Source organism: Planococcus sp. TJ-301 (assembly GCF_058268475.1).
Genome location: NZ_JBZDOH010000001.1, coordinates 1,931,123 through 1,949,583, shown reverse-complemented (window position 1 = coordinate 1,949,583; position 18,461 = coordinate 1,931,123). Strand labels below are relative to the sequence as shown.

Here is an 18,461-nt window from a genome sequence, read left to right as displayed (position 1 = left end):
TTTTCACTCAATTCGTTTTCTCTATGATTTAGATGACCAATCCGTATGGAAAATGCCTTCTTTGTCTATGCGCTTGTAAGTATGGGCGCCAAAATAATCCCGTTGTGCCTGGATCAGGTTCGCTGGCAATACCGCAGAGCGGTAGCTGTCAAAGTAAGCTAAGGCGCTTGAAAAAGCGGGTGCTGGAATTCCTTGCTGGATGGCCAACGCCAGTACTTGGCGGAGGGAGGACTGGTATTCTTCGATAGTTTCCTGGAAGTACGGATCTACTAACAGGTTAGGCAGTTCGGGATTGCGGTCGAAAGCCTCTTTGATGTTGTGCAGGAACTGAGCACGGATGATGCATCCTCCGCGGAAAATCATGGCGACATCGCCGTAAGGGATGTTCCAGCCGTATTCAAGGGAAGCTGCGCGCATTTGGGCGAAGCCTTGAGCGTAAGAACAGATTTTGCTCATGTACAGTGCTTTGCGGATGGCTTCGATAGACTCCTGAAAATCGCCTGCAGGAATGTGGGGTTCAGGGCCTTTCAATAACGTGCTTGCCGCCACGCGCTCTTCCTTGATAGAAGATATGAACCGGGCAAAGACAGATTCTGTGACGATCGGCAGGGAGACGCCTAAGTCCAATGCGTTTTGGCTTGTCCATTTCCCTGTCCCTTTTTGTTCTGCCGCATCCAGCACCTGGTCGAGGAGCGGATTGCCGGTTTCGTCATCTTTTTTGGCCAAAATGTCTGCGGTTATTTCGATGAGGTAACTGTCAAGTTCCCCTTTGTTCCATTCCGCAAATATGCCATGCATTTCCTCGGCGCTAAGTCCGAATGCCTGTTTCATGATGAAATACGCTTCGGAAATCAGCTGCATATCGCCGTACTCGATGCCGTTATGGACCATTTTCACATAATGGCCAGCACCGTCAGGGCCCATGTACGTGCTGCACGGAATCCCGTCCACTTTCGCTGAAATGGCATCGAGTATCGGTTGGACGTGTTCGTAGGCTTCTTTCGATCCGCCTGGCATGATGGAAGGGCCGTTGCGGGCGCCTTCCTCGCCGCCGGAAATGCCTGCCCCGATAAAATGCAGGCCTGCCGCTTCGATTGCCGCTGTCCGTCTGTTTGTGTCTTTAAAGAACGAATTTCCTCCGTCCATCAGGATATCCCCTTTTTGAAGATGGGGAATGAGCGATTCGATAACCGAATCGGTCGTGTTGCCGGCCTGGACCATCATTAAAATCTTGCGGGGTGTTTCCAAGGAAGAGACAAACTCTTCGATGCTGTATGCGCCTTGGATGTTTTTTCCCTGGGCTTCTTTAGCGGACAGCTCATCGACCCGCTCTGTCCAATAGTCATAGACGGCTACCGAATAACCTTTGCTTTCCATATTCAATGCGAGGTTCGTGCCCATTACGCCTAAACCGATAACGCCGATTTGCTGTTTCATAGTATGCTGCTCCATTCTTTTATGATAAGTTAAACACCGATTTTCCTGTGTTTCTTTTTAAATCCTTCTGTGCTGAAAGCTTATATTACCACCATTTGTGTTGATCTTTCTGCAGCAGCTCTTCTGCAGCTTCGGGACCTGTTGAACCTGCGCGGTAAGAATGCAAAGGCAGCAGATCTTCCTGATACGCGTTTAATAATGGCTCGATCCATTCCCAGGAAAGCTCGACTTCTCTCCAATGGGCGAAGAACGTTGAATCGCCGAGGATGGCATCAAACAGCAAAAGTTCATAGGCTTCAGGATGATTTTCCGAACTGGTGGAGAAGTCGATCCACACCGGCTTAAACTGATTGCCGGAGGGTTCTTTTAAGTTGACGCGCAGCGAAATGCTATCGTTTGGACTGATTTCAAGCACCAGTAAATTTGGAGAAGTTCCTTGCAATCTATCGGAAACGACCATCTTGTGCTTAAATTCGACCACAATCTGTGTGGACTTCTTGTTCATCCGTTTCCCGGTGCGTATATAAAAAGGGATTCCCTCCCAAGCTGGGTGGTCAATCGACAAGCGTGCCGCGAAATAAGTGTCATTTTTAGAGGAAGCGTCGACCCCGGGTTCCTCTTTATAGCCGATGGCCGGGGTATCATCGATCTCGCCGGCTTCATACTGGCCGCGGACAACATGCTGATGCGCTTCTTCTTTCCGGATCGGCCGAAGAGACTCGATGATTTCTGTTTTCTTGGCCCGAATCTTATTCTCCGTTAAGTTCTCCGGCAGGTAGAGGGCTGTCATCATGACAAGTTGAAGAAGATGGTTCTGCACCATATCCCGGATAGCGCCTGCTTTATCGTAATAATCAGCCCGGGTTTCCACCCCTACAATTTCACTTGCTGTAATCTGGACGTTGGAAATCAGTTTTTGGTCCAGCAATGAGTCCAACACCGGATTGGCTAAAATCAAGGTATTGAGGCTTTGCACCATCGGTTTCCCCAGGTAGTGATCAATTCGGTAAATTTCATCGTCGCTGAATGTTTTCAGTAATTCTTGATTTAATTGTCTGGCAGTTTCCACATTGCTTCCAAATGGTTTTTCAATAATGAGGCGCTTCCAGCCTTGGTTTTGGTCCAGGCCGCTAGAGTGGAGGTTGGACGTGATGACACCCACTAAACTTGGCGCCACTGACAAATAGAACAGCCGATTCTGCGGAATCCCCAGCTCATTTTCTCGTGTTTCAACCAATTCGAGCAGGCTCTTGTAAGATTCTTTAATTGTCGCGTCAAAAGTGAAATAACGGAACTTTGTTAAAAACTCCTGCAAATTTGAAAGTTGAACGCTTCTTCTGGAATAGGCGTGAAGCGCTTTTTCCACTTTCGATTGAAATGCCTCGTCTGAAGAATATTTTCTGCCCAAACCGATGATTGAGACCGTGTCAGGCAATTTGCCATCAAGATACAAATTATACAAAGCAGGAAATAATTTTCGCTGCGCCAGATCTCCCGTCGCGCCGAATAAAATAAAGGTCATGTCTTCCATGGACCAATCGTTTTGAAATCCGATGAAATCATCTTCCGGATTGGATCCTGCTTTAGGACTTTCAGTGTTCATACATTAAATCCTCCTAATTTCATCGTTCTGATTTTACCATGACTAAGTATAGCAACAGTTTTAGTATAATGATTTATGCGCTTTTATGTTAGTAAGAAACATAAAAACTACTATTATACACACTAGCGTTTTTTAAAAAAATATTTCACTGGACAGCTTGATCAAAAACATGCGAAGGTGATAATACAATTATCCATAATGAGAGGGTTGATTTGATGAAAATGTACGATATCACAGGTTCGATTTATGAAGGCATGACCGTTTACAAAGACAAGCCGGAGAAACAGCCGAAACTCAATCAGCTGACAAACGGCTATGTCACTGAAACGCGTATGGAATTGGATGTCCATACCGGCACGCATATCGATGCACCGCTTCATATGATGGTTGAAGGAGAAACATTCGAATCGGTACCACTGGATAAATTGGTTGGGCAATGCAAAGTGCTGGATCTGACGAAAGTGGAGGATGCTGTTTCAAAAGCGGACCTGGAAGGATTCGGGCTCGAAAAGGATGACTTTGTTTTATTCAAAACTAGAAATTCATTTGAGGAAGCTTTTGATTTTGATTTTGTTTACTTGGCGAAAGACGGCGCAGACTATCTGGCTGAGGTCGGAATTCGAGGGGTTGGCATTGATTCTCTTGGAATCGAAAGAAGCCAGGAAGGGCATCCGACGCATAAAGCCCTGTTCGCAAACGATATCATTATTATAGAAGGGCTGCGTTTAAAGGAAATTGAACAAGGCGGCTACTTTATGGTTGCAGCTCCTTTAAAATTAATCGGCACGGATGCTTCACCTGCCCGAGTATTGCTGTTTGAAGGACTAGAATAAACCTATCTGTTTCTGCTCAGCAGTATTTAGATTGTAGAAGTCTCTCGATTTATTGCAACGGTAAGGAAGCTAATGATGGCCCGGTACATATTTTTCTCTTTTGTGGATAATCACAAAAGCAGCTTAAAAATTTATCCACATGTGGATAAATCGGATTCTGCGACAAGCAAATCTAATGCAAAGAAATTCTTTATCCATCCCGAGCTATACAATGAACGGAAGAAGCTTCTCCTGAGGTTAAGGAGAAGCTTCTTTCTATTCGAAATCAATATTAATTGCTGTAAATTTTTTATTTTAATCAAAATTGTTTAGGAGCTGTGCCACACGAGAGAGGCAATGGCCTGTTCTGTATACAGCAGCCGCAAATTTAAAAGAAGCTCCAAGTTGAAATAAAACCGAAAGATCGAGAAGTTTTTGTGCGGAGCGGGTATAGGATACAAAAGGAGATGAAGAACATGAACGAAGACTTGTTTTCATCATCATTCATACAAAATCCTTATCCGGCCTATTCAAAGTTGCGGGAAATGGATCCGATCCATTATGTCCACTTTCCAGATGGGCAGCGGGGCTGGCTCGTGACCGGTTTTGAAGACGGGGCAGCTGTTCTGAAGGATGCCCGTTTCATCAAAGATTATTCGAAGCTCTACGGCGGCAGCATGGGAGAGATGTCCGTCTTCACCCAGAATATGCTGTTCTCCGACCCGCCGGACCACAAACGCCTGCGCGGACTCGCACAAAAAGCGTTTACGCCAAAAATGATTTCCGGCATGCGCGGCCGCATCCAGGAACTGACGGACGAGCTGCTCGATGGCCTGGAAGGGAAGGGGAAGGTGGATCTGATCGATGAATTTGCCTTTCCGCTCCCAATCGTCGTCATCTGCGAAATTTTGGGGGTTCCTTCGGAAGACCGCGATAAATTCCGCTTGTGGTCCAACTCGATGATTGAAGGAACGAGCGGAGAAGTTGGCGTCAGTGTGTATCAGCACATGAACCAGTTTATCCAGTACCTCGGGCAATGGTTCCAGCAGGTACGCGACAATCCGGATGACGGCTTGATCAGCAAACTGATCGAAACGGAAGAAGAAGGGGACCGGCTGTCCGAAAAAGAATTATACGGCCTCGTCTCGCTGCTGATTATTGCAGGACATGAAACAACTGTAAATCTGATCGGCAACACGGTGCTTGCCCTCATTTCACATCCAGAACAGCAAGAGACCTTAAGAGAACAGCCGGAACTCGTTCCGCAGGCAATCGAAGAGTCGCTCCGTTTCAATGGCCCGGTTGAATTCAGCACGTCCCGTTGGGCAAGCGAGGACATGGACTTCCGCGGAAAGAAAATCCACCGCGGCGATGTCGTTGTGGTTGCGCTGAACGCGGCGAACCATGACCCCAATAAATTCGAAGAGCCGGAGCGCTTCGATCTTTCGCGCGAAAAAAATCCGCATCTGGCATTTGGCATGGGCATCCATTTTTGCCTCGGTGCGCCGCTTGCACGCCTGGAAGGCGAAATCGCCATATCGAGCTTGCTGTCCCGTTTCGGAAACATACAGCTTACAGTCGATGAAAGCGAGTTGGCATGGCGTCCTGGCATGATTGTGCGCGGGGTTAAAGAACTTCCTGTTTCTTTGTGATCTTTAAGCGTCTGTACAATCTAGCTGGGCATCGGTGCTGCAGCAAAACACATTCGGCTGCGGCTTTTCCCGTTCGCGTTCGTTTTATAGGGCGACGAATGAGACGATGCAAATCTACTGGATATGCCAGGCACTGTTCCATGAGCATTGCATCTGCAAGCCGGTTACCGGGCAGTCTCGAGGACTGAGGATCGAACGGCGGTTGCCAGAACGAAATTGGTTGATGGCCATAAAAATAAATGAAAAAAGCCGAGCGCAGTTGGCTCGGCTTTAGCATTTTAATGGAATGAGTGTCCACAATAGTAGATTGTCTATATTTAATCATTGCAACATATGCTCAATCAGAATGTCTGTATATAAGCGTACCACTCAGTTATTAAAATAATAGAATAAGAAAGGGATTTAGAGACAATGAATGCCTCCGGTCTCTTAGTAGATTTAGGGATTGGACTGGTAGTAGAAGCCTGCAATATGGTATGATTTTTAAATATAATTGGAAAACAGACAATTTATATTGTCTATAAGTAGGAGAGAGGAATGGACGTTATACTTCAAAAAGTAGCCGCCTTCATGAGAGAAGAAAACAAATCCCTGACAGAAGATCTTTTAACCCAGACGATCGGCCACTTAAATTTGGACCTGACGGATGAACAGGTTGCCAAGCACAAAAGCTTACTGGAAGTTTTGCTGGATAATGTGGCAACAGGTCTGCTTAGCACTGAGCGAGAAACAAAAGACCTGGAACTGGAATATGACATTGACAACTTCTTTTATTATGATGGGGCGTTACTAAAGGACACGATAGAAATTATTAGCACATTCCGTTTATCGCTTTTTCACGAAATTCAGCAAAGAGGTTTAATAGGGACGAGCGATGCACGGGATTTGTCTCGGCTTTACCATCTGATTATCTACATTTTTGATGATGCCATTCGAAACACAACAAAGAAATTCAATCTGGAAAACGTGAAAGTAATCGAGAGGATTGAACGGGAAATCTTGGAATTGGCAGCCCCGATTGTGGCCATTAAAAATGGAGTGGCTGTTTTGCCGCTTATCGGCAGATTCAGTGAATTACGGGCTTCTTACATTTCAACTCGTGTCATTCCCAGAGTAGTTGATATGGATATCCAAATGCTCATTATTGATTTTTCAGGAGTGGAAGATTTCGACGCGTATACAGCCCGAAAAATTTTTCAGATCAGAGAAGTTCTGCAATTCCTTGGAATTCAACCGGTTATTACAGGGGTAAGACCTTCTATTGCGCAGGCTGCAGTGAGTGTAGGAATCGATACGAAGGATTTACAGACCTATGCAACGGTTCAACAGTTTTTAAAGGAACAGGAATATCAGCAGGAAATCCATTGACTTGAATGGATTTTTTTTATTGATGAAAAATGGATTCAGCAGTTTGTGGTTATTCTCCATTGGAGCAGCGCCTTTCCTATTATGTCCATAGATGGCCGCGGAACGGAATGAGGAAGAGTTTAGCAACAGTAGAATAGTAAGCAGGAAAAACTGGGGCTAGAGCATTCGGTATCAGGAAGATAACCGCTACTTGCTCACCGGAAAACACAGCTTCAATTCGGGTGCTGAAAAAAGCGGAGTTGAAGCAAGCGCGGAATCGAGCGCATTGCTGCGTTCTTATTACAAGAAGCGCACCGTGGAGTGAAAAAAGCGGTTACTTCTTGAAAAAAGAAGAGGATGACTTACAGATCTGCTAAGTAGCAGCGACAGTGAGTCATCCTCTTTTCATATTGTCAGTCCGTAGTTCACGGTAATAACAAGATCAAGGTGCGATTCCAAAAAAAATTATAAATAAGTGGATAATCTAGCTTCCCTGGGAAAGAAACAATTTGGAATGATTCTGGCTATACACGACATTTTATACGTTATTCATCTGCTGATCGATAAAATTAATGTTTCTAACGGTAGATTGTTGGTTTATACAAGCTTATAAATTATTTGGAAATTGTTCCGCTCCCAATCAAGAAAAATAATTTGTAAAATTATCAGAAAAATAACAAAAAATGATTATTAATCTTCGATATGGGGAACTTAAGGACTAAGAGCAGTGAAAAAAAAACGGAAAGTAGGGGGGTAAGATGATAAAATTTAATTTGAAACCCGTCCCTCAAGCCAAAAAGGAAGAGCCGCAATCGTTAGAAGGAAAGAAACGAATGGCCAAAATTCTCTTGTCGTTTGCGTTAGTGTCGTCAACTGCACTTGCTGTCCCAGTAAGTACACCAAGCGCAGCTACTGAAGTGGCCAGTTATTACATTGTCAAAAAAGGGGACACATTCTACAGCATTGCGAAAAAGTACGGTCTGGTAGTTGAACAGCTGATGGCAGCAAACTTCACCACAAGCACCAAAATAATAGTCGGGCAAAAAATCGCCATTCCGCACAAAAACCAGCCGTGGTCTGGAAACCAGGAAAATCTGGATAACAGAAATTATCGGGTGGTAAAAGGGGATACCTTGTACTCCATCTCGAAACGGACCGGTGTTTCAATCGACAGCATCAAGAGACTTAATCGCTTAACATCAGACATCATTAAAATCGGGCAAATCTTGACGCTTTATCCGGACACTGGGGTCATACATCGAACTTCTGCCTCGTACTTCGTGAAGTCAGGCGATACCAAATACACGTTACGAAGCAAGTTCGGGAACACAATCGCTTTGCCAGGTGGTACATTGCAGGTGCTTCAAGAGCTTAAAGTCACAGGTGAAGTACTGGAAATCACCACAGAGGAACCTTTCGGATTAGCAGATGGCCGCGTGATTGAAGTGAAAGTGGGCAATGATTACTATGCGATCAATCTGTATCAAGGAAACGCTCCAATCGAGCATTTGGCAAATCGGAATGATCTTCGCTTAACGTTCACGGTGGTTCGTGTAGGACCGCGATATGAGATGGTTTCTTATGCCGTGCAAGAACTGGAATAAAAAAAGTTAATTTAGTTTTTGAACTGCAGCAGATTAAGCTGCGGTTTTTTTTCTGCAGAAGAGGAGACCAACCGTTTTTTATCGTAAGCTCAAGAAAAATGGCCATAGGCAATGGGCCACTATTTGGCTGCTTTAGCCAAGCCCTTTTATCAACCCTGGTTTTGTCCGGGGGAGGAAAAATAGGAGCAAACGAAAACCCGAAAGCAAATGTACAAATAAAGCCCATTTCTTATATCCTCAAAGAAAAAATCTGGATCACGCCGGCATTGTATAGTTTCGGAGCCCTGATTCTATCACTGGCCATATTTTATTTTGATCTCTATATCATTGAGGGCTTGATAGATGTCATCCCCTCTGTTTTCCTCACCGATGTAGAGGCGGGAAAACCCATCCTTGATAATTTTCTCTAGATACAATTGTTTCGTTGATCCTTTTTTGAATTCAGCTAGAAAACACCTCCATCATGTCGTTGTTGCTGCATGCATGCTGGGGGTGTTTTTCCTTGTCTCGTTTTATTGGCTCACGATAGATGCTTGCTGGTTTTTGTTTTGTTAAAACCTTATATATTGCACAAGCGCAGTGAATTTTAATGTATTTTCAGCACTTTAGTCATTATTTTATTAAGAATGAAAAATTTTAAATATTCAAAAAAATGTTTGACAACAAAAAAAGTAACTATTAGTATTGAGGTGACAATAATAATAAAAACCGAGTGCTATAATATAAAACTTTTTCAGTTAGTTTGAAAAAGTGCTAGGTCCAAAAAATGGAAACTAATTAAAAAAGGGAAAGGAATTTTAAAAAGTTTATCAATGAATTCAAAGAGGAGTACATACCAGTAACAAAAAAATGATACAACAGCTTCTTAAATGCGAAATATTATGGAAGCGGTTTCAATTCATTTGATCTTCTTATCCATGATTATTAATAACACAGGCGCTTGATCACAATATTTTTGACGGCAATGCACTGTTTAAAGGTATATGCACTGTACCGCCGAACGGCTTTATATTGAACGAACACTGCCGCATCGAAATCAAAATTCAAGGCATCAACGCTGAAAGTGCAGGGGTGGAACTTCAAGTGCCTTTCGACGGCATGAAAGGTTCAAGTTCATGGGAGCAAGGGAAGCGGCTAAAGAACTTTATCCCGCTATCAAAACGATTTTCATTTAAGACAGCAAAAAAATAAAAAAGGAGATTTTCAGCTTTGGAAATCTCCTTTCAAAAAATAAGAGGAGGAATTGCATGAAACCGAAAGTGTTTATCGCGCGTCCGGTATCGAAAAAAGTGGAAGATTATATAGCGGAGCATTGCGAGTATAAAATTTGGAACAAGAAAGAGCCGATTCCCCATGAGGTGCTCTTGGAAGAAGCGAAAAATGCGGAAGGGATTCTAATTCAAAATGCTACAGTAACGGAAGAGTTCCTCGCCCAGGTGCCGCATTTAAATATTATCTGCAATACGGCGGTAGGATACGATTCTTTCGACTTGGAAGCGATGAGAAAGCATGGGGTTCTGGGGACACATACGCCTTATGTGCTTGATGAAACTGTGGCAGATCTTGTTTTTAGCCTGGTATTGGCGACTGCAAGAAGAGTTCCGGAGCTGAATAATTTTACGAAACAAGGAAAATGGAGCAAAACGACTGAAACTCATCAAATATTCGGTGTGGATGTCCACCACGCAACGATGGGCATCGTCGGAATGGGCCGAATCGGCGAGAAAATTGCCAGAAGAGCCGTTTTCGGTTTTGAGATGAACGTTCTATACAATAGCAATACGCCAAAACCCGAACTGGAAGAAAAGTATGGAATCGTCTATAGCGATCTGGACGGTTTGCTGGAAAAATCCGATTTTGTCGTCTTGATTTTGCCGTTGACGCCATCAACCCGCCACATGATTGGAGAAAAACAGCTCAAGCAGATGAAACCGGAGGCGATTTTGATCAATTGTGCAAGAGGACCGGTGGTTGATGAGCAAGCTTTGATCAAAGCGCTGCAAGACGGGACAATACGCGGAGCAGGACTGGATGTTTTTGAAAAAGAACCGGTTGAAAAAGACAATCATTTACTGAAAATGGAGCAGGTCGTAGCACTTCCGCATATCGGATCGGCTACAGAAAACACACGTGAAGCGATGGCGATGAAAGCGGCAGAAAATTTAGTGGCTGGCGTCACCGGACAGGTTCCGGAGAATGTCGTAAAGGAATTGCAGCACCTTGTAGAAAAGGGAAATCGAATGCTATAGTGTGCGGCCCACACTTCCATACCAGAAATTTTATGAATTATGCCGCTTTCTGCAACAAAATATTAAGGAATAAACCATTTTTTATACGATGAAACACCGATAATAGGCAGCTTGAAACAATTGCTAAGTTTCAGGCTTCAGATAAATTTTTGATAAACCAGTAGATATATAACTCCTAGTGAAAGCTGGTGGAATAAAGGTTTTAAGTGATAACTCGTTTAGAAATGGAAGCGCTGCTTAAACTTGAAAGGGGGTGTGTATGGAAGGGGGTGATACTGGAAATTTTTTTTGGAAAAGGGGGTACATAAGTACAATAATGTAAGCGGTATCATGGTGTGTTTAACTATACAATCAACCAGAGTATACGTAGAGTCCGAAAAGCGATGATCGGAATTAGTTATTGTATCAATTAATAATGTGCCATAAAAATAAACGAATTACACAAAAAATAAAAATCAAAGTGATGGAAGGAATGAAGTTTATTGAAGAAAAAAGCTGGAAATTTATTGACGTATTGTTTAGCGCTGATTTTAATCCTGGTCTCGTTTACCGGTACCGCAATGTCGGGCAACAAAGCTTCAGCGGCAGAAATTGTGCCGCTGAAAGAAGTCTATAAGGACCATTTCCTGGTCGGCAATGTTGTCAGCCCAGGCGACTTAACCAATACAGCGAAGTATGATTTTATGAAGTTCCACTATAACGCGTTAACACCTGAAAACGCTACGAAGCCAAACTCCTTATGGCTTAATTCGACTGATGAACCGAATTTCACATCAGCTGACAGCATGTTAACTCAAGTCAATGCCGACGGTTTTTATACCTTAGGGCATACATTGGCGTGGCATAATCAGTCGACTGGCTGGCCGCCGAGCGGCCTGAATTATGAAGAGGCAAGAACCAGCTTGGAAAGGTATGTCTCAACAGTCGCTGGGCACTTTAGCGATGGTAATAATAAGCTCGACGCCTGGGACGTAGTTAACGAAGCATTCAGGGATAATCCAGAAAACCCGACCGACTGGCGGAACGCGCTTCGCTCCGGCGTTAATCCAGTGGAACGGCCGGCCAGATGGTTTGAAGCTTACGCTAACGGTGGAAACGGCTGGGATTATATCTATGATGCCTTCTTGTTTGCGCGTGAGGCTGCTCCGGATGCCACACTGTATTACAATGACTTTAACGACGAAGAGCTCTCCAACAAAGCAATCGCGATTGCCTCAATGGTCAAGGAGCTTAACGAAAAATATGCAAATGAACACCCTGAGGCAAACGGCAGGAAACTGATCGAGGGCATCGGGATACAAGCGCATTACAACACACGACTCAAAGTAGAAAATTTAGACGAAGTTTTAAAGATATATAGTGAAACCGGTGCTGAGATCAGCATTACCGAACTCGACGTACAACTCAACGGCACTTCAGCCAACGTTCTCCCTACCGAGGCGCAATTGAAGGAGCAGGCGGTAGTGTACGCCAAGCTGTTCATGCTTTACAAGAAGTATTCCGATTCTATAGAACGCGTCACATTCTGGGGCCTGGCCGATAACAACAGCTGGCGCAGAGCGGGTCACCCATTGCCATTCGACTCCAATCGTGCACCAAAAGAAGCATATTGGGCAATCATAAACCCGGAAGCCTATCTGGGGCTCGAAGAGTCACCGCCGGAGCTCACGTCGTTTGACTTCGAAGGCGATGATTTCAATGTCGCAGGCAAAACCGAATTTGATGTTAACGTGCCAAAAGACGTATCAAACATTGACTTCTCTGCCGCGGACGTCGCATACGAATACCCTGCTGATGATGTTGACGTCAACGTTACGCTCAATCCGGAAAGCGGTGCAGTGAGCGCCGGCAAGCCGGCCGTGGCGACGGTGGAAATAGCCTGGAAGGAATCTCCGGATATATCGACGACGTATACGATAAACTTTGGACATATGACGGCCGAATGGGAGCAGGATCAAAACTATCCGGATACGGGCTACCGCTCATCGGTTAATATCCGCTTCAGCGACGGTGAAACCGAACCGAAACTGTTTCAGGAATTCAATAATACGGACGACGGTAAACTGGCAATACTCAACAGCAAGGAATTCCAGCCCTTGCCAAAACATACAAGCGGCACGCTCACCATTCGTACAGAAAGCAGCATAGACGATGATTATTTGAAAACATTGACGCTGAAAAAATCTCTATGGGATCAGAATTGGGCCCCGATTATTCCGACACGTATTACAGATTTTAATACGCCGGAAAATTATTATAGATTGGCCAAAAATATAGAATCTGGTAATACGTATATTGTTGTCCCTGTCGACTCAAGTCTGGCTCTAACCAATAAAAGCGTAAGTTCTGTTGAGCCTACTGGCAAACGCGGGCTTGCAGGCAGTCCGGTCGTCATAGATGACGACATTATTATAGAGCCGGAGCTGATCCAGGACAATATGAGGTTCATCTTTAATGAGCAATCCAGCCCCGATCCGGGACCATACACAAGCGCGAACGGATATACTGGATACACCATGTTAAGCTTGGTTCATGGCGGCCTTGTCGCCCCTTCTATTATGTACCGGGATTTGGGCAGCGACAATACGGCCGCTTTACGTACAGACTCAACTATTACAAATAGTGCATTAGATCGAGCGGTATGGTTTAACACCGGCATAGATCCTGAAACAGGCGAGACGACGCTGTTTTCACATACGGGTTCCAGCGATCAAACTTATGCACTGTACGGAAACGAATACGGTTTCGTGACTCAAAAAGTTGACTCACCGGAGGACGATGCAGGCCTTCGTGTTAAGCTGTATGAGTACGTGTCCAACTCTTTATACGAAGACTTAACGAGTCTGGGCTTAGAAATAAGCCTCTCCCCGGTGGAGCGTATCGTTAGTGGACGTGAGGCCAATATCCCTGTCACGGCGGATGTCCCAGACGGTTCTGAAGCCGTGTTGAAAAAGGATGGCGTTTCAGTGGCTTCCGCGACATTCGCAGACGGCCGAGCGGTGATCGATGTTAACGGCAGCGATGTTGACGCCGGCGCAAATTATGCAGTTGTTATCTATGATGGTTCCGAGATCCTTGGCGCGAAGATTCTTCCGGTAGTCACTGTTGACAATGCAACGCCGACAGCTGCGGTAGAGAAACTCAAGGGGAACCAGAATAAGCTGACAGTTAGCGTTACAGAATCATATTCCGACGGTTCGACGGAAGAGGCTTTCACTGAAGAGATACGAATCAGCAATAACGCGGCTGACACCTATCAGGTGGGACCATATAAAGTTTATGTGGACACTAAAGGCAAGCAAGTCCGTGAATGCTATATTGTAGAGGAATAATCACCGACACATGAAGCGACATCTGATGATGATAATCAGTTAGCCAGTTCCCTTTGCAAGCACCTAACAACAGTGCTTGCAAAAAAGCTTGGCTTGCGGGGATAAAGTGAATTCGGAAAAATAGACAGAAAGAAAAGAGACCATTGTGGAATTAAGAAGCGGAACGCCGATTTCAGGCTGTGTCAGCTTTTAAAAAAAGATGAATACGTTCATAATTGTAAAAATGGCTATATTTATTAGTCAGAAAGCCTACCTGCTCGATGTTCAGAAGCTTGGTTCTGTTAATACATTTGGTCCCAGCTGCATCTCTACCGTTAGAAACCAATCTAACAGTGGAGGTGCAGCCTTTTTATGTTAATTGATTTGAGTGGTCGAATGTGACTGCGGTTTAAACAGTGAAAATTTCCTGTTCTTTTTTCTCTCTAATGCCTTTTTAAAAAATGATTTAAAATGTAAAGGGCCTTTTGCGGTATTAAGAGAAAGAAGAAGTAAAAGAGAGCCTTCTAAATTAAAGTAATCGTTCAAAATTACGCAAAGCGCTTTCTAAGTCAATATTATTCCCAGATATATGGAAGTTATGGAAACTCTAATGAAGCTCTATGGAAAATTCATCACAATAGAAGAATGCGGTAAAATCATGGCTCCTTTCTTTACTGAAATCCAACAAGAAAGCCTTAAAAATCAGGGGAAATTATTACACGGAAAACAATAGCTTTATAGAAATTAAAGAAAATAAGGAAATATTGGATCCAGAGTTGCAAAAGAGATTGTGGGAAATCAGCCTCTAATTATGCACAGATGAAAAAACAAATGAAATTTCAAAATCTTTTTCGATTAATCGGTAATTTGAGAAAAAAATGAATCCACACTCCCTCTTTTAATGTGAATCTGTTCCAGACGAATCGGCATTTTTTACTGGAAATTTCATCGTGCTTTTTGGAATTATCATTCATTATAAAAAATAAAAAAGCATATATATGGAAGTTGTAATAGATTATACTTAGTACAAATCCTCAAGCAATATTTGCAAAAGATGGTTTGTATAAGATGGAAGAAAGAGGTTAAAGCATTCTTTTTTTGAAACCTAATACTTAGATATTGAACTATGGAATCTTTTTATTGAGGCTGTGTAAAATAAAAAAATATAAAAATTTTTTTAAGAGAATTATCCAGCGAAAGTGCGGCAAGGGGCTAGGCAAGGAGATGGCCAAATGAAATTTGGACCATTTCCTTTGCTTCGAAGCTAGCGCAGCGATGCAGAAGCAGGAGGTTTTTAGTATTGAGACGAGTGTTCTTCTCGGCTCATTATATGAACCAAGGAGGTGCCAAAACTTTTGGCAACTTCTTTGCGATGAGCTTGCGCAGAAGCAACGCACTTTCATGTTTTGAAGCTAGCTAGCGAAGCGATGCAAAAACAATCGTCTTTGCTCTACCCAAAGCGTCTTGAGCGGTATTAATAGTATTTTTATATGAACCATAGAAATAGAATCCAGGAGGCACGTGCATGCGGAAATCAGCAGAAAAAGGGATCAGGCATAAATATTTACGGTTAACCATTTCGTCGTTGTTAATTTGTTCGGTTCTGATCACCGGCATTTACTTTTACATCAACGCGCAGCAGCAGGCACAAGAAGCTGAATACAACGAATTGATCGACAAGCGGGAAAAGCTGAAAAAGCTTTCTCAGTCGTTGAATCAGCTGTTTTTTCGGGTCCGGGGCTTTTATGCGTTTCAAAACGAGCGGGAACTGGAACTTGCCTATGTTGAACTGGAAAGCTTGAAAAATACCATTAAACAGATGAACACGCTGAACTTGACCGCGGAAGAACGGGGACCGATCGCAGATTTGAGCGAGTTTTTGGTCGAATATGAAAACGAAGTGTTCCCGAATTCCATTGCGGCTGTGCGGGCGAATGATTATGCGCTGCTACGGGAATTGTCGCGTAATGGCACTAACTCGACGGTGAATGCCTTTGTGGCGTTTGCGGCTGACAACGAGAGGGATTCTGAAAATGCGCTGCAGCAATTGAACCAGGATATTTTAAAGCAAGCCGAGAATTTCGCCTTTTTGCTGACGCTGTTGTTTCTCCTGTTGTTCGTCATTATCGCGATGATCATTTTGCGGGCGTTGAATGATATCGTCAAGCCGGTGGAAGGAATGCGGAAGTCGATCGAGGGCTTTGTCAGCGGTGAGGAAGTATCCTACAAGCCGCTTGACCGCTCGGATGAACTGGGCGTGTTGTCGATGACGTTTCACAACATGATCAAGACCATCCAAGGCAACCAGGAAGAGCTGACTGCACAAAACCAGGCCTTGCTGCTGAATCGAGGGGAATTGCAGGAAAAGCAAAGCAAGCTTGAGGAATCGCTTGAAGAAACAGAGAAAACAAAAGATCGTTTGATTCGCTTCAACGATTTAAATCACGTGCTGTCTTTTACTTTAGACAAACAAAAACTGGCGAATGCGACGATTCAATATTTCAATGACGTGTATGACATCGACACCGGTGTGCTGTGGCTTCCGAAGTCGGGCGAATTCGCATTGACGGGAGTTACCGCCGTGATGTTCCAGCAATTCCAGGAAGAGCGCATGCCGTATCTCACGGACCGGTTAAAGGACCGCGAATCGTTCACGATGAAGCGGGAAGCGCAGCATGAAAAAGGTTTTGCGATGGATAAAGTCTATGTATACGATTTATACGCCTCGGTGAAAAACGAAGAAAAAGACGACATCGCACTGATCGGCTTATCGAGAGTGGGCCGGCCTTTCTCGAAAGAAGAAGAGCAGGACATCAGCGGCCTCTTAAACCAGACGCATCTCGCCATCGACCGCATTCAATTATACGATGCGGCGATCCATGAACGGATGTTAAACGAACGCATTATCAACAACATCAATGAAGGCATTCAATTCATTTCAAAAAATGGCAATATGGTGCAGCACAACGACACGATGTGCACGATGCTGAATTGCGGCGACATGCCGCTCGATGCAAGTGTCGACCAAGAGGTATGGATCCAGGCCATGTCCAAACAAACGACGACGCCTGAACAGATGCATGAATTCTTGCGCAAATGCATCGATGAAAAAGATTCGACGTCGAATACCTTCCAATACACCGTTAAAAAACCGTATGAGCGCGTAATCGATGTCTACAGCACATCGGTTATCGTCGACAAAGAGAAAACAGGGACCATTTTTGTGCACCGTGACGTGACGCGCGAGCACGAAGTGGACAAGATGAAATCTGAACTAGTCAGCACCGTCAGCCACGAACTCCGTACGCCGCTGTCGAGTGTGCTCGGATTTACGGAATTGCTGCTGAACAAGCAGCTGAAACCGGAAAAACAGGAACGCTATTTAAAAACGATTTACAAAGAAGCGAAACGCCTGACCAATTTGATCAACGACTTTTTGGACTTGCAGCGAATGGAATCCGGCAATCAGGTCTACCGAATGGGCAAATTGTCGATGAGCGAAATGATCATCGAGACGGCTGAGAAATTCCGTACACAAAACTTGCACCCGATCGTCTTTATCGATGATGCTTCCGATGTCAATGTCGAAGGCGACCGCGAGCGCCTGGCGCAAGTATTGATGAATTTGATCGGCAATGCCATCAAGTTTTCACCGCAGGGCGGGAATGTGACAATTTCGATGAAAAACGACTTGAAAAACTTGCAGGTAACGATTCAAGATCAAGGAATCGGCATTCCGGCTGAAGACATTCCGAAACTGTTCTCGAAATTCCAGCGCATCGACAATAGTTCGCGGCGCAAAATAGGCGGCACCGGCCTCGGCCTGGCGATTTGCCAGGAAATCATCCTGAAACACGACGGCAAAATCTGGATCGAGTCGCAAGAAGGGCTTGGCACGGCAATCCATTTTGAGCTGCCGCTGCTGTCTGAAACGGTCGAATACGCCACTCATGAAGGGGCGGAAGAAAACCCACCGGTGATGATTGTGGAAGATGATATGAGCCTCGCCTTGTTGCTGTCGGAGGAATTGAAGTTGAACGGCTTCAAAGTGATTTACCACACGAGCCCTGAAGAAGCGTTTAAAGAAGCGAAACGGACACCGCTCGTCGGGGCCGTGATCGACATTATGCTAGGCGAAGAATTGAGCGGCTGGGACCTGGTCGACATGATGAAAAAAGACGCAACAACAAACGATATTCCGATTGTCATTTCATCGGCCCTGGACCCGATTGCGGACGTTCAGAAAATAACGAAAATCAGCCATTATTTGACGAAGCCGTACGCACCGATCGATTTATCGCAAGTGATGAAAAGGCTGCTGAATGGCCAGCATCAAACCGGCGTTATTTTTTACCCGGAAAAAGAAACGGTGCCAGGCGAAAAGGACTGAATACCAACAAATTTCAACGAAAATACAACGAAAAAAACGAACAGCCTCCCAGTGGG

Annotated in this window: 10 protein-coding genes; 8 read left to right on the top strand and 2 right to left on the bottom strand. The window is 44.4% G+C overall.

All coding sequences use genetic code 11. The features are described 5' to 3' along the window. Nucleotides 1-21: 21 nt before the first annotated feature. The gene (gene gnd / locus AC4EHJ_RS09515) at nucleotides 22-1,437 is read right to left on the bottom strand and encodes an NADP-dependent phosphogluconate dehydrogenase (protein WP_490975319.1); all 1,416 of its coding nucleotides are present in this window, start codon (nucleotides 1,435-1,437) and stop codon (nucleotides 22-24) included. A gap of 85 nt (nucleotides 1,438-1,522) precedes the next feature. After that, complete coding sequence (gene zwf, locus AC4EHJ_RS09510) at nucleotides 1,523-2,968, bottom strand: glucose-6-phosphate dehydrogenase (protein ID WP_490975648.1); 1,446 nt, start codon at nucleotides 2,966-2,968, stop codon at nucleotides 1,523-1,525. A gap of 287 nt (nucleotides 2,969-3,255) precedes the next feature. Here zwf and AC4EHJ_RS09505 point away from each other — a divergent pair, with 287 nt between their 5' ends. From AC4EHJ_RS09505 to AC4EHJ_RS09470, 8 genes are all read left to right on the top strand, one after another. After that, nucleotides 3,256-3,873 (top strand): cyclase family protein, encoded by a 618-nt coding sequence (locus AC4EHJ_RS09505; protein ID WP_490975318.1) that lies wholly within the window; start codon nucleotides 3,256-3,258, stop codon nucleotides 3,871-3,873. A 455-nt stretch (nucleotides 3,874-4,328) separates the two neighbouring features. Further along, nucleotides 4,329-5,504 carry a cytochrome P450 family protein gene (locus tag AC4EHJ_RS09500; RefSeq protein ID WP_490975317.1) on the top strand — a complete coding sequence of 392 codons (1,176 nt, stop codon included), beginning with the start codon at nucleotides 4,329-4,331 and terminating at the stop codon, nucleotides 5,502-5,504. A 537-nt stretch (nucleotides 5,505-6,041) separates the two neighbouring features. Then, a complete protein-coding gene (locus tag AC4EHJ_RS09495; RefSeq protein WP_490975316.1) occupies nucleotides 6,042-6,872 on the top strand; it encodes an STAS domain-containing protein in 831 nt (276 codons plus the stop codon). A gap of 737 nt (nucleotides 6,873-7,609) precedes the next feature. Further along, nucleotides 7,610-8,455, top strand: coding sequence for a LysM peptidoglycan-binding domain-containing protein (locus tag AC4EHJ_RS09490; RefSeq protein ID WP_490975315.1), 846 nt, complete (start codon nucleotides 7,610-7,612; stop codon nucleotides 8,453-8,455). A gap of 98 nt (nucleotides 8,456-8,553) precedes the next feature. Beyond that, the gene (locus AC4EHJ_RS09485; protein WP_490975314.1) at nucleotides 8,554-8,865 is read left to right on the top strand and encodes a hypothetical protein; all 312 of its coding nucleotides are present in this window, start codon (nucleotides 8,554-8,556) and stop codon (nucleotides 8,863-8,865) included. Between the two features lie 837 nt (nucleotides 8,866-9,702). Beyond that, nucleotides 9,703-10,704 (top strand): 2-hydroxyacid dehydrogenase, encoded by a 1,002-nt coding sequence (locus AC4EHJ_RS09480; RefSeq protein ID WP_490975313.1) that lies wholly within the window; start codon nucleotides 9,703-9,705, stop codon nucleotides 10,702-10,704. 482 nt (nucleotides 10,705-11,186) lie between these two features. Beyond that, nucleotides 11,187-14,036: an endo-1,4-beta-xylanase gene (locus tag AC4EHJ_RS09475; protein ID WP_490975312.1), complete on the top strand. Its 2,850-nt coding sequence runs from the start codon at nucleotides 11,187-11,189 to the stop codon at nucleotides 14,034-14,036. 1,504 nt (nucleotides 14,037-15,540) lie between these two features. Next, on the top strand, nucleotides 15,541-18,405 hold the full coding sequence (locus tag AC4EHJ_RS09470; protein WP_490975311.1) for an ATP-binding protein: 2,865 nt from the start codon (nucleotides 15,541-15,543) through the stop codon (nucleotides 18,403-18,405). Nucleotides 18,406-18,461 lie beyond the last annotated feature (56 nt).